Genomic DNA, 25,594 nt, shown 5'->3' on the forward strand with positions numbered 1-25,594 from the left:
AACAAAATAGTCATCAAATTTATGAATTCTTTTCTTTTTACCGCGCGAGAGTAAACGTATTCAAACTTTTAGGATAACAGTCATTGATAACAGCAGCTGCGTGGAAAAGAGTTCGTCCAGTGGTATAGATGTCATCTACCAAAATAATAGAACAATTTTTTAATTTTTTTTGATTTTCTTTTTGGATGGCAAATGGTTGTTGCAACTGCATCCTTTCCTTTCTAGTTTTCTTAGATTGCGGAACATTTTCCTCTTTTCTAATTAAAAAAGGGCTGTACGGAACATCAGCCGCTTCTAGTAAGCCAATTACTTGGTTGAAGCCTCGTTCTTGCATTCGCTTTTCGGATAAGGGCACCGGAATAATATAGTCCGCAGATTGTTGCTGAAAGTAAAAGTTGATTTCCTCGTTAAAACACATTCTTAAGCGATAGTCTCCTTGAAATTTATAGCGTTCCATCCACTCTTGCATTCCTTCATCATAATGAAACAACGCTGCATTATGAAAAGAATACTCTGGATAAAGCAGCTGCCACCTTTGACAATCAAAACAATAGCGCTCTTGGCTGACGCGACTACAGCCAAAACAAGTGCCTATCATTGGCAGTTTCTGGAACTTTGCTTGGCAGTGCTGGCAAAGTGAAGGCCTCGCCCATTTTTTAAAACATAAGAGCATTTTTAATGTTATCTCCAAACGAATGGGGCTTGCGCAATTTTTACAATCCATCTAACATCCCTCGTTTGCTAGCCAAGCGATTCATTTGCTTTATTTGCCGAATTGCCTCTTTCATGTCTCTTGTTTCCCCATCATGTAAAAATAAAACTTCGCCGTAATTGAATTCTTGTCTTCGATCGACTCGGCCCGCAATTTGGACAAGTGTTGAAGAAGTGAAGACTCGATGATTGGCACCATAAACAATAACTGAGACTGCATCAAAAGTCACACCACGTTCTAAAATGGTTGTAGTGATCAAAATATCCGTTTTCTGCTGACGCATTGCTTGAACTTTTTCTAGACGAAGCTCATCGCTACCATAAACGGCGACAACTTTTTTGTCGGAAAATCGCTCAGCTATTAATGCATGCAATTGGTGAATTAATGAAATACTTGGGCAAAATAGTAAAACTGAATTACGCACCAATAAACGTTTCAAATGATGTGCAATGATTTTAATATTTTTGCTAGAAAGACGTTGCCACGACTGAACCCAAAATCGGCGTGGCACAGGTAATGGCCTACGATGATATCTTGCTGGCAAAATACTGGCCGCTAACTTCTTTTGCTGTAAAAGCTTCCGCAATTCTTTCGTAGGGGTTGCTGTTAAGTACACCAAACTACTTCTTTTTTTTCGTGCGTTACGCACTCCATAATAAAGATGCTCGTTATTAACAAAAGGAAAAGAGTCGACTTCATCAACGATAAGTAAATCAAATGCTTGATGGAATTTCAATAATTGATGCGTGGTGCAAATCACTAGTTTCGTATAACAATACGGCTCTTGACTGTTTCCATGAAGTAAAGCAATTGCTTCGTGAGGAAAAACCGCTTGGATTCTGGGAAACAGTTCTAAGCAAACATCGACACGCGGCGAAGCCAGCGCAATCCGCCCCCCTTCTTGTAAGGTTTGGTGCAAAACAGCAAATAACATTTCTGTTTTGCCTGCACCTGTAACTGCCCACACTAAGCGATTCTCTCTTGCTTTTGCTGTCTCACAAAGTTCAACCGAGATCGCTTGCTGTCCCTTTGTTAATTGTCCAGACCACTCAAAAAAGACAGTTCTTGGGCTATTGGGCCTTTCTGGTAAATGACAAAATTTTTGACAAGAAGTCACACGGCCTAATTGAATGCACGCATGACAGTAGTATACATTTGTCGCCAGTCTGTTTTCTTTTTTGGATACGACTTCCCCGCACCGCTGACATTGAATTGTTAGGGGTGAACGCTCTAACATTGTTGATAAATAAACCAGTTTTGTCTGTATTGAACGTTCTGTTTCTTCAAGAATTATTTTACGTCCATGCAAGTCTTCCATGTTAACCACCTCAATTATAAAATACGCATTTCTCTAGCTTTTTTGCGAAAAAAAAGACAAGTTGCTTTTTCGAAGATTCTCGAAAAAACAACTTGTTTTTACTCTTTTTTATCTGCTTGTGCTAACAAACCCAAGGCTTGTTCCAAGACTTTTTCGCCGTTCATTAAGCCGTAATCAGACATGCTAATGACATCTGTTGGGATACCTTTTGGTGATAGACGCTTTTCAAAATCACTCTTCATATAACGAACTTGTGGACCTAACAATAACACATCGACTGGATTATTTTCTAAATTTGTTTCTGCTTCCGATGCAGAAGCCGCAAATATATGGGCATCTAAGCCTTGATTAAATGCTGCTTTTTGCATTTTTGTAACAAGTAAACTAGTACTCATTCCAGCGGAGCAAACTAACATAATTGTTTTTTTTGACATTTTAACAGCCCCTTTTACCATTGCCTTTTTCAATTTTCAACATTATCTATTAAAAATATTATAGTGTAAAGTTAATTTTTGTCAATCATTCTTGTTTTTTAAAGCGGATACAATCCTGGTTTAAACGTACCATGCTGACTTCAGCAATTTATTAAATACCACATATTCTTTTTCCAAATTCACTTGAACTACTTGATAACTCGCATTCAACCAACCATAAGCGCCTTTTTCTGGATGCTTATAATCGTTCGCCCACCAATCGACATCTGTCTTAGCAGTTTTTGGTAAACCAGAATGAGGGAATAACAATTCATCAAACTGGGTAAAGGTCAAGGTAACTTGGGAACCGCCATTCGTTTTCAAATAATGAGTAATTGTATCATATTTTTTCTGTCGTGTATGTACCATTTCCAGCGCCTCCCTTTTCTCTATCATACCTTATTATAACGTTTTTTTCCAAAAAATCTCACAAAAAAGATGAGAGAAAAAGTTGCTATTCAGTTGATTCTTTTTTATACTGACTTTATTACGAGAGAAAAGGATGCCCATATGTTAGAAAGCTATATTACAGTCAAACAAGATGGTTTCAGCGAGATTGAAATCAAGAAATCGCGGTTTATCTGTTCTGTAAAGCGCGTAACATCAGAAGAAGAAGCAAAAGCCTTTATCGCCGCAATAAAAAAAGAACATTGGAAAGCCAATCATAATTGTAGTGCTTTTGTGATCGGCGAAAAAAATGACATTCAGCGGAGCAGCGATGACGGCGAACCTAGTGGCACTGCTGGTGTTCCAATGCTAGAAGTCTTAAAGAAAAAAGAGTTAATCAACGTAGTGGCTGTTGTCACTCGTTATTTTGGCGGAATAAAATTAGGCGCTGGTGGTTTAATCCGAGCATATAGTCATGCTCTTTCCCACACTTTAGATGAAATTGGTTTAGTCATTGGCAAATTGCAACAAGAACTATTGATTACGATCGCCTATCCTTTATTAGGAAAAACCCAAGCCTTTTTAGAACATAGTCCCTACACGCTTAAAGAAACTATTTACACAGAGTCTATTCAGTTAATTTGTTTAGTAGATGAACAAGCAACAGAAACATTTATAGCTGAAATGACGGATCTACTTAACGGTCAGTTGACAATTGAAAAAGGCGCAACGAGCTATCACGAACTACCATTTAACGAAAAAGGAGCACAAGCAAATGACATTTGAAGAAGTATTGCCACAGATTAAAGCAGGAAAAAAAGCCGTACGTAAAGGCTGGAGCGGTTTTGAACTTTTTATTGAATTACGTGATGAAATTGGCACCTCCGAAGGTGAATTTTTACAAGTTACCCCGTATTTTTTAATCAAAACTTCTGATGAAGGCTACAGCATGTTTTCACCAACACCTTGTGATGTCTTAGCAGAAGATTGGGTGATTGTTGAAGCATAACTACACACATAAGGTCTGGCAGATTACGGCGATTGCTCGTTCTTCCAGACCTTAATTTTTAAATGTTTAAAGGAGTTTTTCTTATGCCAAAAGAATTTGAAACAAAACGGGTGCTTGTAACCGGTGCAGCTTCAGGGATTGGCCAAGCACAAGCAATTGCCTTTGCTGAACAGGGAGCTGAAGTTATTGGCATCGACCTAGACGAAACGGGGTTAAAACAGACAGCCGCACTGGTTAATCCAGATTCTACTAAGCCATTTACTTATTTTGTCGGTGATGTGTCTTCTCCCTCATTTGTGCAAGCCACGATGAAACAAATTGTGAAAAACAACGGCCAAATTGATATTTTATTAAATACGGCAGGTATTTTAGATGATTATCGTCCTTCTCTAGAAACTTCGGAAGCTTTATGGGATCAAATTTTAGCAACCAATTTAAAAAGTGTCTTTTTAGTGACCAATGCTCTATTACCTTATTTCCTCCAACAAAAAAAAGGAGTAATCGTTAATATGGCATCTATCGCTGGCTTAGTAGCTGGGGGCGGCGGCGCAGCGTACACTGCCTCCAAACACGCAATCATCGGGTATACAAAACAACTTTCCTACGATTATGCCAAATTAGGCATTCGAGCAAATGCGATTGCGCCAGGTGCCATCCAAACACCCATGAACGCAGCTGATTTTGCAGGAGAAGGCGAAATGGCTACTTGGGTAGCACGTGAAACACCCGCGGGCCGTTGGGCGCAGCCACAAGAAGTAGCAAAACTTTCATTATTTCTAGCTAGTGATGACGCTGATTATATCCATGGCACAGTTATGACCATCGATGGTGGTTGGACCATGAAATAAAAAGACTTTACAGAGTGTCTGTTCTTCAGTAACATGTAACACAGTGAGGCAACTCACACCATAACACTTCAGTTGGCTTTACTGCCCTTCCTTTGGTTATGGTTATCACTAAAACACGTCGTTGTTTTATAAAGGAGAATCTTAAATGAATCATTCATCAAATCCACAAACCAGTACGTGGTCAGCTACGGCGTTGGCTAAAATGGCGCTGGTTACCGCTTTGTATGTCGTTGTCACTGTACTTCTCGCTCCGCTTAGTTTTGGTCCGATACAGCTTCGTCTTGCCGAATTATTTAATTATTTAGGCGTTTTTAACAAGCGATATATCTGGTCCATTACACTAGGTGTTGCAATTGCCAACACCGCTTCGCCTCTTGGTATCATCGATATAGTCATCGGTAGCGCTGGCACGTGCGCAGTCTTATGGATTGCCTATTTGGCGACAAAAAATCAGCAAAATTTATTGATTAAACTGATGCTAACGGCCATTCTTTTTGCTTTGTCCATGTTCACTGTCGCCGGACCCTTAACGTTCTTTTATCAGTTACCTTTTTGGTACACATGGTTGACCGTTGGACTTGGTGAACTTCTTTCAATGACCGTCGGCGGTATCCTGATTTACGTATTAAATAAAAAAATACAGCTTGTAAAACGCATCGAAGAATAAAAAAGCGCTTGGGATTTAAACCCCAAGCGCTTTTTAGCACTATCCTTTAGGTTGAATGAAGTCTGCTTGCCATTTTCCAAGAGATGGATTGTAATCAAAATACCAAAGTTGTGAAAAATATTGTTTTTGATGCTTGTATCCCGATAAAACACGACCGCTTTGAGTATCTTCCTCGTAGTCAATACAAGAAAAATGAAGCATCAGTGAAAAACTGGTTTCACTAATATGATGATAATTCGAAGCTGGCGCTACTTTCACTTTTTTTACATGATTTCTGATGCCCGCTTGTTGATTTGCTTGTAATACTGCAAGATGTTTTTGATAAAGTTTTTCTGTATAGTTATCTTTGACTACAGACAAATTTTCTTGATCCCACGCTTGTTGTATTTCTAAAAACGTTTGTTGTATTTCTTTTAAGAGTGCCTTTTTTTCTTTTGATGTTCCAGGTAATGCTGCCCACATTTCTTGAAAAGCACCTTCATCGACTGGTTGATTTCTACGGCGTCTTTGCCAAATCATCGCGCCCCCAAAAAGAACAAAAAACACTGTTGAAATTAAGCCTTCCAGTGGCGTTGTGTTGCTGGATCCGGTCTCATGATGATGAACATAACTTCTTGATCCATTACTGCCTGACGAAAAACCATTCGAGGGATTGCCCCCGCTAGGACTTTCTACACGTCCACCGCCATAGCCTCCAGCTACAGCCACCGCTTGATTAGGCCATAAACAAAAGACCATGACACATCCCACAAAAACCAAAATTAACTTTCTCATTTTCTCACCTTTCGATCCTTTCAAACCAACAAATTAATAAATAGACGCAGAATACTAAACAAAGCGCCAAGATTAACAATAATTAATAATACCTTCAGCCATCTGCCATATGGTTGTACTGATTGATAACTTCGTTGATAAATACTCAAGCCAAACAGGACCGCTGGCCACATAAATATACTAGATCTTGGGCCAAATGAATTACCCTCGCCCCAAAAATTCACATGAATGGGCACATGAGCTGGTAAATCAGGATAGACCACCGCACTTAATAATAGTAAACTGACTGCTAAAATACTTGTAACAATAAACAATCCCTGACTAACTTTTTCAATCTGCTTTTCTCTCATTAATTTAGCTTTCTCCTCTAGTTTAATGATGGATATACTATCAGTTTATGCCTCCCTATCTGAATTTGCAATAAAAAAAAGACAAGGAAACATCCAATTAAATGTCCTTGCCTCTGTTTTAAAAATCCTAAATCAAGCCTTTCACGCCTATATCTTTTCGATAGTACATTCCAGGAAATGAGTAATTATCCAATGTTTGATAAACTTTTTTGTGGGCTTCTTCAAGAGTCGAAGCAGTTGCTTCTGCTAAAAAGATTCGTCCGCCAGCCGAAACCAAAGCCTGTTCTGAACGAGTTACCCCTGCATAATAGATGGTTTCACCAGACATTTCGGGCAATGGTAGATTTGTCTTGTATTGATTAGGATAGCCTTCTGCTGCTACAACAACACCAACACTCGCTAACTCATTCCATGCAATCGTTGGTTGCTCTTTCGCCAGCAATGAAGAAATTATTTCTGAAAGGGGACTCTCTAAACGTGCCAACACAACTTGTGTTTCTGGATCCCCAAATCGAGCATTAAATTCAATAACCTTGGGGCCAGTTGCTGTTTGGATTAAACCAGCATATAAAATCCCTTGAAACGGACGTTTTTCAGCCACCATTCCTTTAGCAGTCGGTTTCAGGACTTGGCTAATGGCTTGCTGAACCGCTTCTTCTGGGATCTGAGGCACTGGTGTGTAAGCACCCATCCCCCCTGTATTCGGCCCAGCATCCCCATCGAAAATCCGCTTATGATCTTGAGCAATCACCATCGGATATACCTTCTCATTAGAAACAAAGGCCATTAAGGAAAATTCTTCTCCTTGCAAAAATTCTTCGATTACGACCGTTTGACCGCTTGCTCCAAATTGTTGGTCCTCCATCATCGCAACTAGCGCCCGTTTTGCGGCTGCTTTTGTTTCGGCAACTACTACTCCTTTTCCAGCTGCCAAACCATCTGCCTTAATAACAATTGGTACTCCTTGCTGTTCAATATATTCTAAGGCAGGTGCCAAACGTCGAAAGACCCGATATTCCGCCGTTGGAATCTGGTATTTTTGCATAAAATCTTTCGCAAAACTTTTTGAACCTTCAATTATTGCAGCTGCTTTTGTCGGGCCAAAAATTAGTAATCCCGCTGCTTGAAAGGCATCTACAATTCCTTCAATTAATGGCGTTTCCGGTCCGACGAATGTCCAATCAATCTGATTATCCTTCGCAAATTGAATTAGTTCCGTTTGCTGCTCTTCACTGATAGGTACAGTCCGAATATTATCACCACTCATACCAGGATTACCTGGTGCACAATAAACAATCTTGACTTTGTTTTCTTGCTGTAATTTTTTGGCGATTGCATGTTCACGACCACCACGCCCAATCACTAATATATTCATCGGTTTCTCCTTTAAAAATTAATGTTTGAAATGACGAGTCCCAGTAAAAATCATCGCAATGCCATAATGATTCGCTAGATCGATTGATGCTTGGTCTTTAATGCTCCCACCTGGCTGAATAATTGCTTGAATGCCATGTTGTGCAGCATATTCCACGCTATCTGCCATGGGGAAAAAGGCATCACTTGCTAAGACGGCCCCTTGTAATTTTCCAGCTGCTTGGGCTTGATCAACTGCAATTTTTACTGACCCAATTCGATTCATTTGACCAGCGCCAATTCCCACTGTTTGACTTTCATTGGCTAAAACAATAGCATTTGATTTTACATGCTTGACTGCTTTCCAAGCAAAGTTCAATGCGTCTCTTTCAGCTGGTGTGGGTTGGCGCTCTGTAACTACTTGCCATGCTTGTTCATTTTCAACAACTGTATCTTGTTCTTGAATTAATAACCCGCCCATAACAGAAACTAATTCCGCCGCTTTTTTTTCTTGAGCATGAAAATCTAACGTTAACAAACGAAGATTCTTTTTCTGAGATAACAGTGCCAGAGCTTCTTCCTCAAAACTAGGCGCAATAATTATCTCTAAAAAGATTTGATGCATTTCAGCCGCAGTCGCTTGATCCACTGGACGATTCAAAACAACAATGCCACCAAAAATTGAAACTGGATCTGCTTCAAATGCCTGACGATAGGCTGCCAAAATCGTTTTTCCTGTTCCAATTCCACATGGGTTCATATGTTTAACAGCGACGACCGTAGGTTCTGTAAACTCGCTAGCAATCCGGAGCGCTGCATCAGCATCTCGAATATTGTTATATGACAGTTCTTTGCCATGAAGTTGTCGAGCGGAAGCAATGGATAATGATACAGGTACAACGGATTGATAAAAGGTGGCTTGTTGATGGCTATTTTCGCCATAACGCAATGTTTGCTTACGTTCATAAGTAAGCGTCTGTTTCTCTGGTTCAGTTTCACCCACTTGCGTCGTTAAATAGTCAGCGATAAGCGCGTCATAAGCAGCGGTATGACGAAAGACTTTTGCTGCCAATCTTTTTCTAGTGGTTAACTGGCTAGTTCCAGTGCTGCTAATTTCACTTAATACCTGTTCATAATCACTAGGATCAACCACTGCTGTTACGTCTTGATAATTTTTTGCCGCTGAACGTAACATGCTAGGACCGCCAATATCAATCATTTCAATCGCTTCTGCTTCAGAAATCGCTGGTTTTAAAATTGTTTCTTTAAATGGATAAAGATTCACTACTACAAGGTCAATAAAGTGAATGCCTTGTTCAGTCAGTGCTTTTTGATGCGCTTGGTTTCCCCTTTTTGCCAAAAGTCCGCCATGGATATTCGGATGTAACGTTTTGACACGGCCATCTAACATTTCTGGAAAGCCAGTGATGTCGTCAATAGCAAGTGTCGGTACCCCCGCTTCTTCTAAGACAGACCTTGTTCCCCCAGTGGAGATAATTTCAAAGCCATTTGCAACTAAGCCTGCTGCAAATGTTGTCACTCCTGTTTTGTCTGAAACGCTAATCAATGCTCTTTTGGTCATTTCATTGTCTCCTTTACAATTTGTGAAATTATTTTTGGGTACCATTCGTGCTCAAGAGCATGAATTTTCTCTGCTAATGTGTCCAATGTATCTTCAGTATCAATCTTGGTGGTTGTTTGGAAAATAATCGGTCCTGTATCAACCCCAGAGTCAACATAATGGATAGTGATTCCTGTTATTTTCACTCCATAATGAAATGCCTCTTCAATTCCGTGAAGACCTGGAAAACTAGGTAACAGCGAAGGATGAATATTGACGATTCTCTTTGGATAAGCCTCCAGTAAAGTCTTGCCGATAATTCTCAAATAACCAGCTAACACGATTAAATCGATCTGATGCTCTTTTAAATGTTTCAATACTTGTTCTTCATACTGCCCACGAGATGGAAAATCAGATGGCGAAAAGCAAACAACGGGAATCTTGCGTTTTTGGGCACGGGTCAATACATAGGCTTCAGGCTGGTCACAAAAGACTAAGCTCAACTGCCCTGCGATTTTTTTTTGGGAAAAAGCTGCAGCAATCGCCTCAAAATTGCTACCATTGCCAGATGCAAAAACAGCTATCTTCATAAGGCTTCCTTAAAAATAACGGCTTTCGTTTTCCTAGGTACCAAACGACCAATTTCAAAAGCTTCTGGTAAAAGCTCCTGAACTTTTTCAACATGCTCTGGACTCACCGCTAAAATCATCCCTAAGCCCATATTGAAAATTTCATACATTTCTTCAGATGGAATTTCACCGTATTTTTGAATCAATTTAAAAATTGGTAGCACTGGCCAACTATTTAATTGAATCTCTGCAGCTAATGAAGAAGGAAACATTCTTGGTAGATTTTCTAAAAACCCGCCGCCAGTAATATGCGCAGCACCATGCACGAGTCCTGCTTTTAACAATGGTAATAATTCCTTCACGTAAATTTTTGTTGGTGTTAATAATTCTTCCCCTAACGTTTTGGGTCCCAATTCTGGAAGCTTGTCCGTTGTTTTAAACGAATGTTTCTTAAAAAAAACATTTCTTACTAACGAGTAACCATTAGAATGAAGACCACTTGAAGGAAGACCAATCAAGAAATCGCCTTCTTTTACGTTACTTGGAGTCAAGAGTTGACTTTTCTCAGCAATACCCACGGCAAAACCAGCTACGTCATAAGCATCTACTTCATACATATCAGGCATTTCAGCTGTTTCGCCCCCAATTAAGGCTGCATTCGCCTCACAACAGCCAGCCGCAACACCCGCAACAATTGCTTCAACTTTAGCTGGATTAACGGTCCCTAACGCTAAATAATCTAAAAAATATAACGGTTCGGCGCCTTGTGCGACGACATCATTGACACACATTGCTACACAATCAATTCCGATTGTCTCGTGTTTCTGTTCTTCAATTGCCAAGAGTAACTTTGTGCCTACGCCATCCGTTCCTGATACCAAAACTGGTTCTTTAAGCTTGTAACTACTTAAATCAAAACAACCACCAAAACCACCAAGCATGCCCAACGTTCCCGTCCGTTGTGTCTTTTGGCTATGCTTTTGAATTCGTTCCACTACTTCGTATCCCGCCTCAACATTTACGCCAGCTTTTGAATAGGCATTTTCCATGTCAATTCCTCCTAGTTTCTTTTTTCAAGGATGCTTGATATTGTTCTTCATAATCATACAAAGGCGTTGGATAGTCTCCATTAAAGTAAGCCATACACAGCCCAGAATAAGGAGCATCATAATTTAATTGAATCCCATCAATCAGCCCTGCTTCACTCAAAAAAGCCAGCGAATCTGCGCCAATCTGCTCTTTGATCTCTTCAATTGAATAGTTTGCCGCAATTAGTTCGTCCCGCGTCTGTATATCAATGCCATAAAAACACGGATATTTTAATGGTGGTGAAGCAATTCTGACATGAACTTCTTGCGCTTCTGCTTCTTTTAATAAATGAATAATGCGTCGAATAGTGGTCCCGCGAACAATCGAATCATCTACTAAAACGACTTTTTTTCCTTTGACCACGCCACGAACTGCCGATAGTTTCATACGGACACCTTGTTCTCTTAATTCTTGTGTCGGCTGGATGAATGTTCGAGCGACATATTGATTTTTTACTAAACCTAGTTCGTAAGGTATCTGTGCTTCTTCTGCATAGCCGCTAGCTGCAGACAATGACGAGTTCGGTACCCCAACTACCATATCAGCTGCGACTGGACTTTCGATTGCCAAGTTCTTCCCCATTCTTTTACGAGCTGTATGCACATTAACTCCAGCAATATTTGAATCTGGTCGTGCAAAATAAATATATTCCATTGCGCAAATCGCCGGTTGGACTTCCGTAGTGAAAACCTCTATTTTCAAGCCTTCATCAGAAATGATGACTACTTCACCAGGCGCCACATCTTGAATAAAGCGAGCCCCAACTGTTTCTAATGCACACGTTTCGGATGCCACAACGTACGCCCCATTGTTCATTTGTCCGATGGAGAGAGGGCGAAAGCCGTTGGGATCGAGTGCAGCAATCATCATCGTTTCTGTTAATAAAAGATAAGCAAAGCCCCCCTTAACCAAATTCAAGCTCTCTTTTAGTTTATCGAGAAACGAGGCAGCAGTGCTTTTTCGAATCAAGTGCATTAAAATTTCAGTGTCTGAATTGGAATGAAAAATAGCGCCTTCTCTTTCTAGTTGTTTTCGTAAACGCTTGGCATTTGTCAAATTGCCATTGTGTGCTAACCCAATTTGACTATCATAAAATTTAAATAAAAATGGCTGAATATTATCCACGCTACCCGTACCAGCGGTTGCATAGCGTACATGACCAATAGCCGCCGTTCCTTCTAACGCATTCAGTTGTTCTTGCTTTTGGAATACTTCTGCTAATAAACCTAAATCACGGTGGCCATCTAATTTCCCAGAATTGTTCGCCACAATTCCCGCGCCTTCTTGGCCTCGATGCTGCAAGCTGTGTAAGCCAAAATAGGTCACTTGTGCCGCATCAGGATGACCCCAAATACCAAAAATACCACACTCTTCATTTAAGCTTTTTGCTTCATAAGACATGGAATCGCATCCTCCCATAAGGCCTTGGCTTCTTTTGTTGAACAATTGATCACATCATCTAACGCATGGATGACCAAACCAGTTTCAGTCACTTTCCCAATGTGTTGGGCTTTTTTTTCAATTAGTGTTTCAAATGCTTCTTGATGCTGGGGACTAACTGAAAGAATAAAACGGGATTGCGTCTCCGCAAATAGATATTCTTTTTTTAATGGCAGTGTCACCTGTAACCCCAGTTCGTTGGCAAAAGCCGACTCGGCTAAAGCAACGGCAACGCCGCCTTCAGCGCAATCATGCGCGCTAGCAACTAGGCCTGCTTGAATTGCTTTTAAAACTAATTCTTGGTTTGCTTTTTCCTCTTTTAAATCAAATGAGCGTAATTGCCCTTCAATTCGCCCCAGTTGCATTTTTTGAATTTCTGAGCCGTTAAAATCTGCGTGGGTTTCACCGATGAGATAAATTAAGTCATCCACTTGTTTAAACGCTTGTGTGGTAATTTGTGAAACATCTTCAATCACGCCCACCATGCCAATCATCGGCGTAGGGTAAATGGCTTGACCATCTGTTTCATTGTAAAGAGAGACGTTCCCTGAAATCACGGGTGTTCCTAGCTGACGGCAGGCTGCGGCGATTCCATCCGCCGACGTCCATAATTCCCAAAAACTTTCTGGTTTATCAGGGGAACCATAATTCAAACAATCAGTGATAGCCAAAGGTTGTGCTCCACTTGCTACAATATTACGGGCTGCTTCTGCAACCGCAATTTGCCCACCAATTTCAGGATTTAAATACAAATAACGGCTATTACAATCTGTTGTCATCGCTAAGGCTTTATTGGTGCCCCGCACTCTTAAAACAGCTGCATTACTTCCTGGTTGCACCACTGTATTCGTTTGTACTTGACTATCATAGGTTTCGTAAACTGATTTTTTCGATGCAATCGTTGGCTGTTGCAATAGGCGTTTTAATAATTCCGTACTATTCGTAATTTCTGGAATGAAGGGCGCTAATTTTTTAAAAGCACGCATCCGCTCTGGTTCTTGATAGGCTTTCTGGTAGACAGGGGCTTCTTCTGCCAAAGCATCTACTGGTACATCTGCGACTATTTTGCCACTGTGAAAGACACGATACTGTCCATCATCTGTTACGGATCCAATCGCTACCGCTTCTAAGTCATACGTTTGAAACAATTCACAAACTTGCTGTTCTGCTCCTTTTTCCACACAGATTAACATCCGTTCTTGGGACTCAGACAAGAGCATTTCATAGGGGCTCATCTGCGTCTCTCTCTGCGGAACTTTATCTAGCTCTAGAATCAAGCCTGAACCTGCTTTTGATGCCATTTCAGCACTTGAAGAAACCAAGCCAGCCGCCCCCATATCTTGGATGCCGATTAAAATATCTTGATGATTTTTGATTAAATCAAGACAAGCTTCCAATAATAATTTTTCCATAAACGGATCACCTACTTGTACCGCAGATCGTTGCTGTTCTTCACCTTCACTAAATTCTTCTGAAGCAAAGGTCGCACCATGAATTCCATCTCGTCCTGTTTTCGCACCTACATAAAGAATGCTATTTCCGACGCCTTTTGCTTGGCCTTTTTGAATCTCATCATGACGAATCAATCCCACACACATAGCATTAACAAGTGGGTTTCCTTGATAACATGGCTCAAAAGCAATTTCGCCGCCAACGGTTGGAATACCAATACAATTTCCATAACCGCTAATCCCCGCCACAACTTCTTGAAACAAATAACGTGTTCGTGCATCCGTCAGTTCGCCAAATCTTAACGAATCCAGTAAAGCAATCGGCCGCGCCCCCATACTGAAAATATCGCGAATAATTCCACCAACGCCTGTAGCTGCTCCTTCGTAAGGTTCTACTGCAGAAGGATGATTATGGCTCTCTGCTTTAAAAACAACAGCTAATCCGTCACCAATATCGACAATCCCAGCTCCTTCACCAGGGCCTTGAAGCACTTGTGGCCCTTCCGTCGGAAACTTTTTTAAAACGGGCTTGGAATTTTTGTAAGAGCAATGTTCACTCCACATCACGGAGAATAAGCCAGTTTCTGTATAATTAGGTTCTCTTTGCAAAATGGTCTCAATCTGATGATATTCTTCATCTGTTAGTCCCCATTCTGCATACAACCGTGTCTCCTTGATTTCTTTTGGTGTTGGTTCATTCATCATTGGCTTAATTCCTTTCCAAAATTTTTAATGATTGAAGCAAAAAAGCTGCGTCCATCTGTTGAACCTAACAATTCTTCCATCGCTCGTTCCGGATGAGGCATCATTCCTAGAACATTGCCCTGTTCATTACAAATACCAGCAATGTTCGCAAGACTACCGTTCACCTTTTCTTGATACGTAAAAACAATTTGGTTCTTTTCTTTCAGCTCTTTCAACGTTTTTTCATCACAATAGTAATTCCCTTCGCCATGCGCTACTGGTAAATGTATCGAAACATTTTCAGGATACTCGCTTGTAAACTTTGTGTGCGTATTCACTTTCAATGGGACACTTTTACAAATAAAACGAAGCGAATCATTTCTTAGCAACGTACCAGGAAGCAAGCCAATTTCTGTTAAAATTTGAAAACCATTACAAGTACCAAAGACCATTTTGCCTTCTGTAGCAAAGCGAATCACCTCATTGATAATTGGCGAAAACCGAGCAATTGCACCACAACGCAAGTAATCGCCATAAGAAAAACCACCAGGCAATAACACGCCATCAAATTTTGCTAAAGAAGTGGCATCGTGTCGGACAAATTCTGCATCGACGCCCATCACCTCTTTGACAGCCCACAATAAGTCTGCATCACAATTAGATCCTGGAAAAACAATCACTGCCAATTTCATTTAAATTTCCTCCAAAGATAAAATTTCAAAACGATAGGATTCCATATTTACATTGGCTAATAGTTGATCACAAATTTGTTCAATTTTCTCTTCAATTGCTTCTGTCTGCTGGACGTGCATTTCAAAATACTTACCGACACGGATTTCGGCTACTTCTGTAAAACCAAGCCGATGGACTGCTTCCTTAACCGCTTCACCTTGGGGATCCAAAATTGATTCTTTATACGTAACATAGACTTTGACAAAATACATACGCGCTTCCTCCTCAATTAGCTGTTAGTAAACGTTGTAAAACTTCTTCATATACAGGAACTATTTCTCCTAATTCACGGCGATAAACATCTTTATCCAGATGTTCGTTTGTGTTTAAATCCCATAAACGACAGGTGTCTGGAGAAATTTCATCTGCCAGTAACAATTGATTGGCCTTCGTCCGACCAATCTCGATTTTAAAATCGATCAAACAAATATTGAGGCGTTGAAAGAGTTGACTAAGCGCCTGATTAATTTGTAAAGCCAATGTTTTGATCTCCACAATTTCAGCAGGAGTGGCTACTTTTAGAAATTGAATATGGTCTTCGTTAATAAAAGGATCATCCAGACGATCTTCTTTGTAATAAAATTCAATAATGGGCGTCACTAATTTAGTGCCCTCTTCAATCGCTAAACGCTTTGAAAAACTTCCTGCCGCATAATTACGTACGACAACTTCCAAAGGAATCATTTCTACGGCCTGAATTAATTGTTCGTGTTCAGATACTTTTTTGATAAAATGATTGGGAATCTTCTGTTGCTGTAAATGTTCAAAAATTAGACTAGTGATTTGATTATTTAAAGCGCCTTTTCCAAGAACTTTGTCTTTTTTTTGACCGTTTAAAGCTGTTGCTTGATCAAGATATTCCACAAAAAGAACCGCTGCATTTTCTGTTTGATACAACTTCTTCGCTTTTCCTGTATACACAAGTGCTTTCTTTTCCATTCTTTCCCTCTTCTCGTTAGCTTCATGAACCCTATTCTTTCTAAGTCAGCTGATTTACATCAGACAAAAACTTACATTAGTTATAAAAAAACAATAATCGTTCGTTTTTTTCGAATATAAAAATAAAAAACTTGCTTGGAGCAAGCATTTATTAAGTTACGTTCCAAATACCAACAGTCTCAATTTCCTTTAACGTTTCTGATAAGCAAGGTGTTGTAATGGTGACGTGGCCCATTTTTCTGCCAACTTTTGATTCGGCTTTCCCATAGTAATGGACTTGCCAAGTGGGTTTTGACGTGCATAACTGGTAGCTTTTTTCTAAGTGTTCGCCTAAGAGATTCACCATAACCACTGGTTGAAGTAACTGGGGTAACCCAATGCCCCAATTGCTAATCCCTCGAATATGCGCATCAAATTGACTAAATGAGCAAGCTTCAATAGAGTAATGACCTGAGTTATGAGGCCGTGGCGCTAATTCATTGACGTACAACTCTTCTGAATCCGTTAAAAACAGTTCGATAGCTAAAACCCCAGATAAATTTAATTCCTCAGCAATGTGTTGCGCCAATTCCGCTGCTTTTTGTTGCACATTCTCAGAAATTCGAGCGGGCACAATTGATTCATGCAAGATATTCTTTCGATGAATGTTTTCAGATACAGGAAAGCTTTGGTAACCATGCTTATTCCCTGCAACGATGATTGAAAGTTCTTTAGTGAAAGGCACCCACTTTTCTAATTCACAAGTGGCGTTAGCTAATAATTTAGTCGCTTGGGAGAAATCCTCTTCGCATTTTAAGACGACTTGTCCTTTTCCATCGTATCCACCTTGAATAGTTTTTAAGACACATGGAAAACCAATCTTTTCTATTGCTTGTGGCAGCTCTTTCTGGCTTTTTACTTCCGCAAAAGGGGCAATCTTACAGCCAATCGATTGAAGAAACGTTTTTTCAAGCAATCGATTTTGAGTAATTTTTAACAATTCTGTTCCTTGTGGCAACTTTTCTAGTGGAATGGCCTTTTCTAGGGAGGCCACTTCAATATTTTCAAATTCATAGGTGATCACATCGCATAACTCTGCTAGTTCAGTTAAAGCAGAGGGCTGATTAAAGGCTGCCACAATTTGCCGGTCAGCTACTTGACCAGCTGGACTATCAGGCGTCGGGTCCAACACAATCATTTGGAAACCCATTTTTTTACCACTCATGACTAGCATTCGCCCTAACTGTCCCCCACCTATAATGCCAATAGTTGCTCCGACTTTTAAAGGTTTATTCAAGTTGTTCCCCACTTTCCATAACCGCTTTTTCCAATGATTGTCGTCTTGCTTGGATTCTTTCTGCTAACTGTAAATCATCAATACTTAGTATTTCTGCAGCTAATAACCCAGCATTGGTAGCACCTGCTGAGCCAATCGCAGTTGTTGCTACAGGAACTCCCCCTGGCATCTGCACAATAGACAACAGTGAATCAATACCGTTTAATGTTCGTGTTTTAACTGGAACACCAATGACAGGTAAGGTTGTCTTTGCAGCTACCATCCCTGGTAAATGGGCCGCTCCACCAGCGCCAGCAATAATAACCTTCAATCCTTTTGTTCGTGATTCCTCTGCAAAACGAAACATCAAATCAGGGGTCCTATGTGCTGATATCACTCGTTTTTCATAAGGAATTACCAACTCTTCCAACACAAGACAAGCAGCTTTCATCGTTGCCCAGTCTGAGGTACTTCCCATAATCACAGCGACTAATGGTTTCATGAATGTAATAACTCCTTCCGCCTTTTTTCACTGTTATTCTAACAATGAGAAAAAGAGATGTCAAAGAAAAACCGAAATATTATAGATTAAAATTATATAATGTTCGTATTTAACAAAAAAAAGAGTCATCTTTCGATGACTCTTTTTTTGATATTTTTAGTGTTGTTTCCTCTTTAAGAAGAAACGTCGCCTGTATTAATAACTGGTTGTGTGCCCTTATCAGTAATGATTGAGACTAGTAAATTATTAATAAGTTGTACTTTTCGTTCGTCGGTAAAATTAATTTCTTGCCCTTCTTCGATCTGTTCTAAGGCCATTTGTGTCATGCTTACCGCACCTTCAACAATTGTTTGTCGAGCCGCTAAGATTGCTTTTGCTTGCTGTCTTTGCAACATGGAGCTAGCAATTTCAGTTGCATAAGCTAAATGATTCAACCGTGTTTCGATAACCTCTACACCAGCCACTGCTAAGCGTTCTTGCAATTCTTTGGTTAACTCCTCGGAAATTTGTTCGGTATTTCCTCGCAGAGTTACATCATTATCTGAAAAAGTGTCATAAGGATATTGTGTTGCTACATGCCGGATTGCCGTTTCGCTTTGAATTTCCACAAAGTCTTGATAATAATCGACATTAAATAACGCCTTAGCTGTATCGACTACCCGAAAAACGATGACCGCAGAGATTTCGATTGGATTCCCGTCAGAGTCATTGACTTTTAATAGAGAACTATTGAAATTTCGTACTTTCAAAGAAATGTTCATTTTTTGCGTAAATGGAATGGTAATAAACAACCCATTTTCTTTAATCGTACCTAAGTAGCGACCAAAAAATAAAATCGCTTTCGCCTGGTTAGGACTAACAATAGTTAAGGAACTTAAAAATAAAATAGCGCCAATTAACAAAATAATACCTAAAACAACAAGAACACCATTGGTATGACTCGCTCCATAAATAAATAAACCAATTCCCGCAATTAAAATAACTAATAAGCTCGCAATTCCTACGTAGCCACTCATATAAAATGTTTTTTTCTCTTCCATCTGTTTCACTCTCCTAACTCAGTTATCTGGTCCTTATTATACACCTCATTGCCTTCAATAGAGTAACTTTTAACATTAAATAAACTGATTTTTTCAGTGCTCTTGTAGTATACTGAGAACAAAGAAATCCCAAGAAAAGGAGTGATAGAATGCGCTATTTAAGCAAGGACATTTTAGAGGAAGTCATCACTCAACGCCCTTCCGACTCTTATAAAAGCAATTTTGGGCGTGTCGTATTAATCGGAGGAAACCGTCAATATGGCGGAGCCATCATCATGAGTACCGAAGCGTGTATCAATAGTGGCGCTGGTCTCACCACTGTGATTACTGATGTTAAAAATCACGGGCCTTTACATGCAAGATGCCCAGAAGCCATGGTCGTGGGCTTTGAAGAAACAGTCCTTCTGACGGACGTCGTAGAGCAAGCGGAGGTTATTTTAATTGGTTCAGGTTTAGGCTTAGATGCTACTGCACAACAAATATTAAAGATGGTACTCGCCCAACATCAAAAACAACAATGGTTAATTATCGATGGCTCAGCGATTACCCTGTTTAGCCAAGGCAATTTTTCCCTTACCTATCCTGAAAAAGTTGTTTTCACACCTCATCAAATGGAATGGCAACGTTTGAGTCACTTACCTATCGAGCAACAAACACTGGCAAATAACCAGCGCCAACAAGCAAAATTAGGCAGTACGATTGTTTTAAAAAGTCATCGCACCACAATTTTCCACGCAGGAGAACCTTTTCAAAATACAGGCGGCAACCCTGGGATGGCTACTGGCGGAACTGGGGATACCTTGGCTGGCATCATTGCTGGGTTTTTGGCTCAGTTTAAGCCGACAATTGAAACCATTGCTGGCGCCGTTTACTTACACAGTCTCATTGGAGATGATTTGGCCAAAACCGACTATGTTGTTTTACCAACGAAGATTAGTCAAGCCTTACCGACATATATGAAAAAATATGCACAGTCACACACTGCACCTGATTCTGAACTATTAGAACAGAAGCGTTCGAGATAAAACCCAAAAAGGATAAATGGTGACAAATTTTGGGTTAAAAAGCAGGATTTAAGCCTGGGCCGAAAATCAAAAGCGATTTTCAGCCCAGGCTCTCTTTTTATTTTTCCTTATAAACATTTTTTAACGTTAATGGAGCGCCAAAGGTATGAAAATTCAAGCCTTTGACTTTATCATTTTGCAGGACTGTTTGTTCATTTTGGCTAAGTGGAATCATACCAGCAGTCGTTTCAATCACTTCTTTTTCAGCTGCAATCAGTTTCCCCCATCTTTTTTCTGGCTCTAAGGCATAGGTTGTGGTTGCTTCATCTAATAATTTGTCATAGACAGGGTTCTGATAATTGCGATCATTGCCCTTGTATAAAGTCATCAGGGTAGAAATAGGATCTTGATAGTCTGGTGTCCAGTAAATTAAGAATAAATCATAGTCGCTTTCTCGCCCAAAGTTCAATGCAGCTTCCGTTGGCAATACGGTTAGCTCTATTGTCAAACCAGGAAACAGTTCTTGTAGCGAGCCTTGCAAACTTTCACCAATTTTTTTGTAAGAACCATCATCTGTTACCATCAATTCAACGTTAACCTTTTCTCCTAATTCTGCTTGTGCTTTTTTCCAATAACTTTGCGCTTTTTCTTTGTTATAAACCATTAAATTACCTGCTTCTTGACGAAAATCGAGGCCCGTTGTGGGATTCGCCACAAAACCTTCCGTAATCGCACCATGTAAAGCTTTAGAACCATCTGCAATAATATTATTGACTAGATTTTCTTTATCTATGCCTAAAGCCAACGCTTTACGCAAGTTTTCGTTTGCAAGCGGCGTTGCTTGCCCTTTCCGTTTTTGATTTAAGCGCAAATAGTTCATTGTTGCTGTTGGGTACGAATGATACAACGTATTATTTTTATTCTGTTGCGCCAGTTCACCACTTAGTGTAGCCACATCTAATTGTCCATCTTCAAAAAGATTCAATGCAGTAGATGTTTCTTTGATAACCGTATAATTGATAATGTCTGAGCGCACGTTCTGGCGATCCCAATAGCGATTATTTTTTGCTAGTTGCCGGTCCATCTTTGTTTGCTGCCAATCTTTTACCACGAACGGGCCATTATAGACGACTTTATCACTAGCAGTTCCATAGTCCGCACCAAATTGTTCGACTACTTTTTGATTTTGCGGGAAAAATGTAGGAAAAGCTAATAAGGACGTAAAGTACGGTTTTGGCTCTTTGAGCGTCACCTTTAATGTATAATCATCCACAGCTGTGACACCAAGTTCATTGGGAGCTAATTTCCCCGCTGAGATTTCTGCCCCATTTTCAATTGTTTCAACGATGAGGAAGCTATAAACAAAGCCGTTTTTAGGATCAATCATTTTTTTCCAAGCATATTCAAAATCATGTGCCGTGACAGGATCATCGTTACTCCAAACCGCTTCTTTTCTCAAAGAAATCGTGTAGGTTTTTCCATCTTCTGAAATCGTCGGCAATGCTTTTGCTACAGCTGGTACCAATTGGTCTTGTTCATCTAAACTATATAACCCTTCAAACGCTGCAGTTTGGACAATAGCATCTGGAAAATCCAATAATACAGAGGTGTTGAGCGTTGTTAATTCCGAGGGTGACATCAGTTGAACGGCTTCTTTGGTATTTTTCTGTTTCTTTTTATTTTCATTTTTATTGGTACACCCAGCTAAAAATCCTACCAATAAAATACAAACCATTGTGATTTTTAAATACTTTTTCATCTTCTTTCTCCTATAACTCTTCATTTTTTTATACTCTTACTTACAGAAAGACAGCTTCCCATTTTATTCTGTTCTTTCCACAAGCATCCAGACAACGACCGCCGGCTCCAACCCATCATTATAATTAATGTGCCCCTCACCAGCTTCAATTAATTGGGCTTGTCCAGCTTTTCCAACTAAGTCTTGACCATCTTCTAAAATCGTATGTGCTTCGCCAGAAATCACATAAGAATATTCATCTTGTTCATGGCGAGCATATCCAGCTAAAGGCCGTTTTTCACCAGGCTGTAATGTAATAATGCCCATTTGAACTTGTGCATTTGGTTGGTTTTCTTTATCAAAAAAAATCGTCATTTCTTCTGATTCTGCTGATTTAATAAGCAATAGCTTTCCCTCCTTTTTTAAATCTTGTATCTTCCATTATTCCTTTAAATAGTATTAAAGTCAATCTTTTTATAGAAAATTCTGAATATTCTACACAAAAAAAGAGAACGTGAATTCTCTCTTTTTTATCTCTTTAAACTTTTACTATCCAGCCTTCTGGCGCTTCTTTGTCACCAAACTGTATGCCAACCAATTCATCATATAGTTGTTTGGTCACTGGTCCAACTTCTGTTTCACTATAAAATACATGGAAATCTGTGCCATTTTGAATCCCACCGATAGGAGAAATAATCGCCGCCGTGCCACAAGCACCCGCTTCGGAGAAGTCCGCTAATCGATCAATGTAAACGTCTCCTTCAAGCGCCGTCATCCCTAAACGTTCTTTTGCTAGCATCAATAATGAATATTTAGTAATACTTGGTAAAATAGACGCTGATTTCGGCGTAATAAAAGTACCATCTTTGGTTATGCCAAAGAAATTAGCTGCACCAACTTCTTCAATTTTCGTATGCGTATACGGATCTAAATAAATGCAATCACTAAATTCTTTCTCATGTGCTTCTGCACCTGGTAAAAGACTAGCTGCATAATTGCCCCCCACTTTAGCGGCCCCAGTTCCTCGGCCCGCCGCTCGATCATATTCAGAAACGATAAAGTTGGTTGGTGCTAAACCATTTTTAAAATACGAACCAACTGGCACACAAAAAATAGAAAAAATGTATTCTTTGGCAGGTGCTACACCAATATTATCGCCGACACCAATCATATAAGGGCGAAGATACAACGTACCGCCCGTTCCATACGGCGGTAAATAAGCAAGGTTGGCTTTCACCACTTCTTGGCATGCAGAAACAAAGGTTTCTACTGGTACTTGTGGCATCAGTAGACGCGCACAACTTTTTTGTAACCGTTTGGCATTTTCATCTGGACGAAACAAATTGACAGAACCATCTGCACATTGATACGCTTTTAATCCTTCAAAACATTGTTGGCCATAATGTAGAGCAGGCGAACCTTCACTAATCGTTAACTGATTGTTATCTGTTAGCGTGCCTTCTTCCCACTTGCCATCTCGCCAATAACTAATATAACGAAAGGGCGTTTTAATGTAAGAAAATCCTAAATTATTCCAATCAAGATTGGCTTTTTCCATTGTCGTAGCACCTCAATTATTTTGATTTTTTATCTTAATTAGTGTAATTGTACCCACCAAAAACTAGAAAAGCAAGCCTTATTCTCATTCTTAACTTTTGTTATTTTTTCTTACTTGTCCATTTCTCCCTCGCCAAAAAACCTTGATAGCCGTTTCTTCAATTGCAACGGAATATCAAGGTTTCGAAAAATTATTCAGTATACTCTTTGGTTTCTTGTAACGTACCATCTTGCTTATAGATTTTCAGCTTTGTTTGTTTATTCCGAGCAATTTCTTGAGCTCGTTCAACCGCCTCTTGTTTGTGGGTAAATGTATTGCTTGCTTTTTCAGCGCTGTCTGAAATCACCAACCATTGGTCGTCTTTATATTTAACGTTGACAGCCGCCGTTAATAATTTTCCAGCATGTTTATCCTGTTTATGCAAATCTCGTTTCGTAGGATTTGCTTCATGTTCGAAGGCCTTTTTGTCTGCTGCACTTGCCTCTTGATACCATTTCTCCGCTTGACTAATCGCAATTGGAATGGCACGATCATCAGGGTAGCCATCCGCAAGCAACGCATTGCCAATATCTATCGCTTTTTTCCGAATCAAAGGTGCTAAATTTTTCATTGATGTAGGATAATCATTCATATTCCAAGGCATCAAAATCTCCTCCTTAAATTCTGTCTATTACTAGCTTACTACAGAAAAGGAACATTTGAAAAAGAAATGATTACTTTGAATATTTCCTGAACCTTCTTGAGAGAATAAGCCTAATTTCCCGTTGGCCAAACTTCTCAATCTTTGAGTGTATGATTACTCATTTCCCTTTGAATCAGTTATGATAAAGGAAGAAATAAATAAATTTTTTTGGAGGGATTTTCATGAAAATGTCTAAAGTACTCACCACTGTTTTGACGGCAACTGCTGCTCTTGTGCTGCTTAGTGCTTGTTCATCTGATAAAAAAACAGATAGTAGTTCTAGTAGCAAAGAAACAGCTAATTCAAGTACAGAAGTAGTCTCTGGTGCTTCAATTAGTGCCAAGCCTGAAGAACTCGAAATGGCGTTAAGTGATAAAGGAAATTGGATTGTCGCAGCTACTGACAATGTCACTTTTGATAAAGAGGTAACAGTTGCTGGTACTTTCCATGATAAGGGGAAAGATTCCAACGATGTCTATCGTAAATTAGCGCTTTATTCTCAAGATGATAATAAAAAAGTAACTGCTGAATATGAAATCATGGTTCCTAAGCTAATCGTTTCTTCTGAAAATTTCAACATCGTTCACGGGACTGTCAAAGGTGATATTGAGGTGAAAGCAAATGGCTTTACTTTAAATGGTACCAAAGTTAATGGCAATATTACTTTTGATAAACAAGAATACAAAGATTCTGCTGACTTAGAAAAAGATGGTGCCACTGTTACTGGTGAAGTCACCGTAGCCAATAATTAAGTTATTACCAGACAATTTTAACTAGTAAAAAACCAATGACAAATGTTCAATCAAATTTGTCATTGGTTTTAGTTTGTAAACACAGTGCCAGCATTGGTAGATAATTACAAAATGAACTCACTCTTTGCCATAAGCCTAAATAATTAAATGGTTTTACCTGTTGTAGGTGTGGAATCCTTGCTAAGCCATATAAGCCGGCTGCAAGCATACATAAAATAAACAAAAAGCCAAAAAGGTTTTTATTTTTTTGCGAACCGTATTTACTATAGATAATGGTTAAGACGCCTGATAACAACAAAAAGCCTGTATAACCGACTGCTGATCCTCCGTTATGAAGCGCGGCAGCAACTGTGCCAGCGCTTGAAGTGTCTACGCTGAAGAGCCCACTGAAAATACAATCAAATAAACCATAAGCGCCAATCATTGCCACTACTAACCAAGCACCTTTTTTCGTTTTTCTGGAAAAAATAGCATATATCCTAGGTAAACTTGCTAACATCAACATTCCCGCAATGATAGTTAACCGATTAAAGTTTTCCCTAACTGGACTATTCACATCACCTAATAAGCTAATTACTTCTGTCAATTGATTGTAACCTTGATCTTTGAATCCGACATAATAAGGTGTAAAAAAATCAAGTAAGACCCCTAAAACTAAAAAATAGCCGCCATATTTTTTTAAAAGCTGCATTTATTCACCTCAATTT

General features: G+C 39.6%; 29 protein-coding genes. 6 read left to right on the forward strand and 23 right to left on the reverse strand.

The annotated features are described in order from the left end of the window. Positions 1 to 37: 37 nt before the first annotated feature. From MKZ30_RS07520 to MKZ30_RS07535, 4 genes are all read right to left on the reverse strand, one after another. The gene (locus tag MKZ30_RS07520; RefSeq protein WP_033601011.1) at positions 38 to 724 is read right to left on the reverse strand and encodes a ComF family protein; all 687 of its coding nucleotides are present in this window, start codon (positions 722 to 724) and stop codon (positions 38 to 40) included. Further along, positions 714 to 2,030 carry an ATP-dependent helicase ComFA gene (locus MKZ30_RS07525; RefSeq protein WP_033601012.1) on the reverse strand — a complete coding sequence of 439 codons (1,317 nt, stop codon included), beginning with the start codon at positions 2,028 to 2,030 and terminating at the stop codon, positions 714 to 716. Before MKZ30_RS07525 ends, MKZ30_RS07520 begins: the two co-directional genes overlap by 11 nt. 98 nt (positions 2,031 to 2,128) lie before the next feature. After that, positions 2,129 to 2,464 (reverse strand): PTS sugar transporter subunit IIB, encoded by a 336-nt coding sequence (locus tag MKZ30_RS07530; RefSeq protein WP_002360150.1) that lies wholly within the window; start codon positions 2,462 to 2,464, stop codon positions 2,129 to 2,131. 120 nt (positions 2,465 to 2,584) lie between these two features. Beyond that, the gene (locus tag MKZ30_RS07535) at positions 2,585 to 2,899 is read right to left on the reverse strand and encodes a DUF7662 domain-containing protein (RefSeq protein ID WP_002366802.1); all 315 of its coding nucleotides are present in this window, start codon (positions 2,897 to 2,899) and stop codon (positions 2,585 to 2,587) included. Positions 2,900 to 2,941: 42 nt separating this feature from the next. Between MKZ30_RS07535 and MKZ30_RS07540 the strand changes: the two genes are divergently transcribed. The 4 genes from MKZ30_RS07540 (at position 2,942) to MKZ30_RS07555 (ending at position 5,414) form a co-directional block, all read left to right on the forward strand. Further along, complete coding sequence (locus tag MKZ30_RS07540; protein WP_002420118.1) at positions 2,942 to 3,676, forward strand: YigZ family protein; 735 nt, start codon at positions 2,942 to 2,944, stop codon at positions 3,674 to 3,676. Continuing rightward, positions 3,666 to 3,899 carry a DUF2829 domain-containing protein gene (locus MKZ30_RS07545; RefSeq protein ID WP_002357284.1) on the forward strand — a complete coding sequence of 78 codons (234 nt, stop codon included), beginning with the start codon at positions 3,666 to 3,668 and terminating at the stop codon, positions 3,897 to 3,899. The genes MKZ30_RS07540 and MKZ30_RS07545 overlap by 11 nt, the downstream gene beginning before the upstream one ends. Before the next feature lie 62 nt (positions 3,900 to 3,961). After that, positions 3,962 to 4,747, forward strand: a complete 786-nt coding sequence (locus MKZ30_RS07550) for a 3-oxoacyl-ACP reductase (protein WP_002394932.1) — start codon at positions 3,962 to 3,964, stop codon at positions 4,745 to 4,747. A gap of 145 nt (positions 4,748 to 4,892) precedes the next feature. Further along, the gene (locus MKZ30_RS07555) at positions 4,893 to 5,414 is read left to right on the forward strand and encodes a QueT transporter family protein (RefSeq protein WP_010715266.1); all 522 of its coding nucleotides are present in this window, start codon (positions 4,893 to 4,895) and stop codon (positions 5,412 to 5,414) included. A gap of 39 nt (positions 5,415 to 5,453) precedes the next feature. Here the strand turns inward: MKZ30_RS07555 and MKZ30_RS07560 are convergent, their stop codons facing one another. The 14 genes from MKZ30_RS07560 to MKZ30_RS07625 form a co-directional block, all read right to left on the reverse strand. Next, on the reverse strand, positions 5,454 to 6,188 hold the full coding sequence (locus MKZ30_RS07560) for a TIM44-like domain-containing protein (protein ID WP_080279988.1): 735 nt from the start codon (positions 6,186 to 6,188) through the stop codon (positions 5,454 to 5,456). Between the two features lie 20 nt (positions 6,189 to 6,208). Beyond that, entirely contained in the window at positions 6,209 to 6,538 is a 330-nt protein-coding gene (locus MKZ30_RS07565) for a DUF1648 domain-containing protein (RefSeq protein WP_002420116.1), read from the reverse strand. A gap of 127 nt (positions 6,539 to 6,665) precedes the next feature. Beyond that, positions 6,666 to 7,913, reverse strand: coding sequence for a phosphoribosylamine--glycine ligase (purD, locus tag MKZ30_RS07570; RefSeq protein ID WP_033601014.1), 1,248 nt, complete (start codon positions 7,911 to 7,913; stop codon positions 6,666 to 6,668). A gap of 18 nt (positions 7,914 to 7,931) precedes the next feature. After that, complete coding sequence (purH, locus tag MKZ30_RS07575) at positions 7,932 to 9,518, reverse strand: bifunctional phosphoribosylaminoimidazolecarboxamide formyltransferase/IMP cyclohydrolase (RefSeq protein ID WP_373412741.1); 1,587 nt, start codon at positions 9,516 to 9,518, stop codon at positions 7,932 to 7,934. After that, a complete protein-coding gene (gene purN, locus MKZ30_RS07580; RefSeq protein WP_002360141.1) occupies positions 9,470 to 10,042 on the reverse strand; it encodes a phosphoribosylglycinamide formyltransferase in 573 nt (190 codons plus the stop codon). Before purN ends, purH begins: the two co-directional genes overlap by 49 nt. Then, positions 10,039 to 11,070, reverse strand: a complete 1,032-nt coding sequence (gene purM / locus MKZ30_RS07585; RefSeq protein WP_033601015.1) for a phosphoribosylformylglycinamidine cyclo-ligase — start codon at positions 11,068 to 11,070, stop codon at positions 10,039 to 10,041. Before purM ends, purN begins: the two co-directional genes overlap by 4 nt. 1 nt (position 11,071) lies before the next feature. Beyond that, positions 11,072 to 12,511, reverse strand: coding sequence for an amidophosphoribosyltransferase (purF, locus tag MKZ30_RS07590; RefSeq protein WP_016615173.1), 1,440 nt, complete (start codon positions 12,509 to 12,511; stop codon positions 11,072 to 11,074). Continuing rightward, positions 12,487 to 14,706 carry a phosphoribosylformylglycinamidine synthase subunit PurL gene (gene purL, locus MKZ30_RS07595; protein ID WP_129226038.1) on the reverse strand — a complete coding sequence of 740 codons (2,220 nt, stop codon included), beginning with the start codon at positions 14,704 to 14,706 and terminating at the stop codon, positions 12,487 to 12,489. The genes purF and purL overlap by 25 nt, the downstream gene beginning before the upstream one ends. Continuing rightward, on the reverse strand, positions 14,703 to 15,377 hold the full coding sequence (gene purQ, locus MKZ30_RS07600; RefSeq protein ID WP_002361952.1) for a phosphoribosylformylglycinamidine synthase subunit PurQ: 675 nt from the start codon (positions 15,375 to 15,377) through the stop codon (positions 14,703 to 14,705). The genes purL and purQ overlap by 4 nt, the downstream gene beginning before the upstream one ends. Then, entirely contained in the window at positions 15,378 to 15,629 is a 252-nt protein-coding gene (gene purS, locus MKZ30_RS07605) for a phosphoribosylformylglycinamidine synthase subunit PurS (protein ID WP_002357271.1), read from the reverse strand. It abuts the gene before it with no gap. 13 nt (positions 15,630 to 15,642) lie between these two features. Further along, positions 15,643 to 16,356 (reverse strand): phosphoribosylaminoimidazolesuccinocarboxamide synthase, encoded by a 714-nt coding sequence (purC, locus tag MKZ30_RS07610; RefSeq protein ID WP_002408881.1) that lies wholly within the window; start codon positions 16,354 to 16,356, stop codon positions 15,643 to 15,645. 151 nt (positions 16,357 to 16,507) lie between these two features. Next, the gene (gene purK / locus MKZ30_RS07615) at positions 16,508 to 17,632 is read right to left on the reverse strand and encodes a 5-(carboxyamino)imidazole ribonucleotide synthase (protein ID WP_033601016.1); all 1,125 of its coding nucleotides are present in this window, start codon (positions 17,630 to 17,632) and stop codon (positions 16,508 to 16,510) included. Beyond that, positions 17,625 to 18,113 carry a 5-(carboxyamino)imidazole ribonucleotide mutase gene (gene purE / locus MKZ30_RS07620; protein WP_033601017.1) on the reverse strand — a complete coding sequence of 163 codons (489 nt, stop codon included), beginning with the start codon at positions 18,111 to 18,113 and terminating at the stop codon, positions 17,625 to 17,627. Before purE ends, purK begins: the two co-directional genes overlap by 8 nt. Before the next feature lie 173 nt (positions 18,114 to 18,286). Then, positions 18,287 to 19,153 (reverse strand): SPFH domain-containing protein, encoded by an 867-nt coding sequence (locus tag MKZ30_RS07625; protein WP_002366818.1) that lies wholly within the window; start codon positions 19,151 to 19,153, stop codon positions 18,287 to 18,289. 149 nt (positions 19,154 to 19,302) lie between these two features. On the opposite strand from MKZ30_RS07625, the gene MKZ30_RS07630 reads away from it, so the two are divergent. Further along, positions 19,303 to 20,178 (forward strand): NAD(P)H-hydrate dehydratase, encoded by an 876-nt coding sequence (locus tag MKZ30_RS07630; protein ID WP_033601019.1) that lies wholly within the window; start codon positions 19,303 to 19,305, stop codon positions 20,176 to 20,178. Between the two features lie 97 nt (positions 20,179 to 20,275). Here MKZ30_RS07630 and MKZ30_RS07635 read toward each other — a convergent pair whose 3' ends face one another. The 4 genes from MKZ30_RS07635 to MKZ30_RS07650 form a co-directional block, all read right to left on the reverse strand. Further along, positions 20,276 to 21,916, reverse strand: coding sequence for a peptide ABC transporter substrate-binding protein (locus MKZ30_RS07635; protein ID WP_249958750.1), 1,641 nt, complete (start codon positions 21,914 to 21,916; stop codon positions 20,276 to 20,278). Between the two features lie 63 nt (positions 21,917 to 21,979). Further along, entirely contained in the window at positions 21,980 to 22,300 is a 321-nt protein-coding gene (locus MKZ30_RS07640; protein WP_002357264.1) for a cupin domain-containing protein, read from the reverse strand. A gap of 133 nt (positions 22,301 to 22,433) precedes the next feature. After that, positions 22,434 to 23,453 (reverse strand): branched-chain amino acid aminotransferase, encoded by a 1,020-nt coding sequence (locus tag MKZ30_RS07645; RefSeq protein ID WP_002408876.1) that lies wholly within the window; start codon positions 23,451 to 23,453, stop codon positions 22,434 to 22,436. 190 nt (positions 23,454 to 23,643) lie between these two features. Further along, on the reverse strand, positions 23,644 to 24,096 hold the full coding sequence (locus MKZ30_RS07650) for a DUF2188 domain-containing protein (protein ID WP_002408875.1): 453 nt from the start codon (positions 24,094 to 24,096) through the stop codon (positions 23,644 to 23,646). 221 nt (positions 24,097 to 24,317) lie between these two features. Here MKZ30_RS07650 and MKZ30_RS07655 point away from each other — a divergent pair, with 221 nt between their 5' ends. Next, entirely contained in the window at positions 24,318 to 24,887 is a 570-nt protein-coding gene (locus tag MKZ30_RS07655; protein ID WP_010821671.1) for a hypothetical protein, read from the forward strand. A 46-nt stretch (positions 24,888 to 24,933) separates the two neighbouring features. Here the strand turns inward: MKZ30_RS07655 and MKZ30_RS07660 are convergent, their stop codons facing one another. After that, positions 24,934 to 25,578 (reverse strand): DUF998 domain-containing protein, encoded by a 645-nt coding sequence (locus MKZ30_RS07660; RefSeq protein ID WP_033601021.1) that lies wholly within the window; start codon positions 25,576 to 25,578, stop codon positions 24,934 to 24,936. Positions 25,579 to 25,594: the final 16 nt, after the last annotated feature.

The organism is Enterococcus sp. LX10 (assembly GCF_023539285.1).
GTDB lineage: Bacteria > Bacillota > Bacilli > Lactobacillales > Enterococcaceae > Enterococcus > Enterococcus faecalis.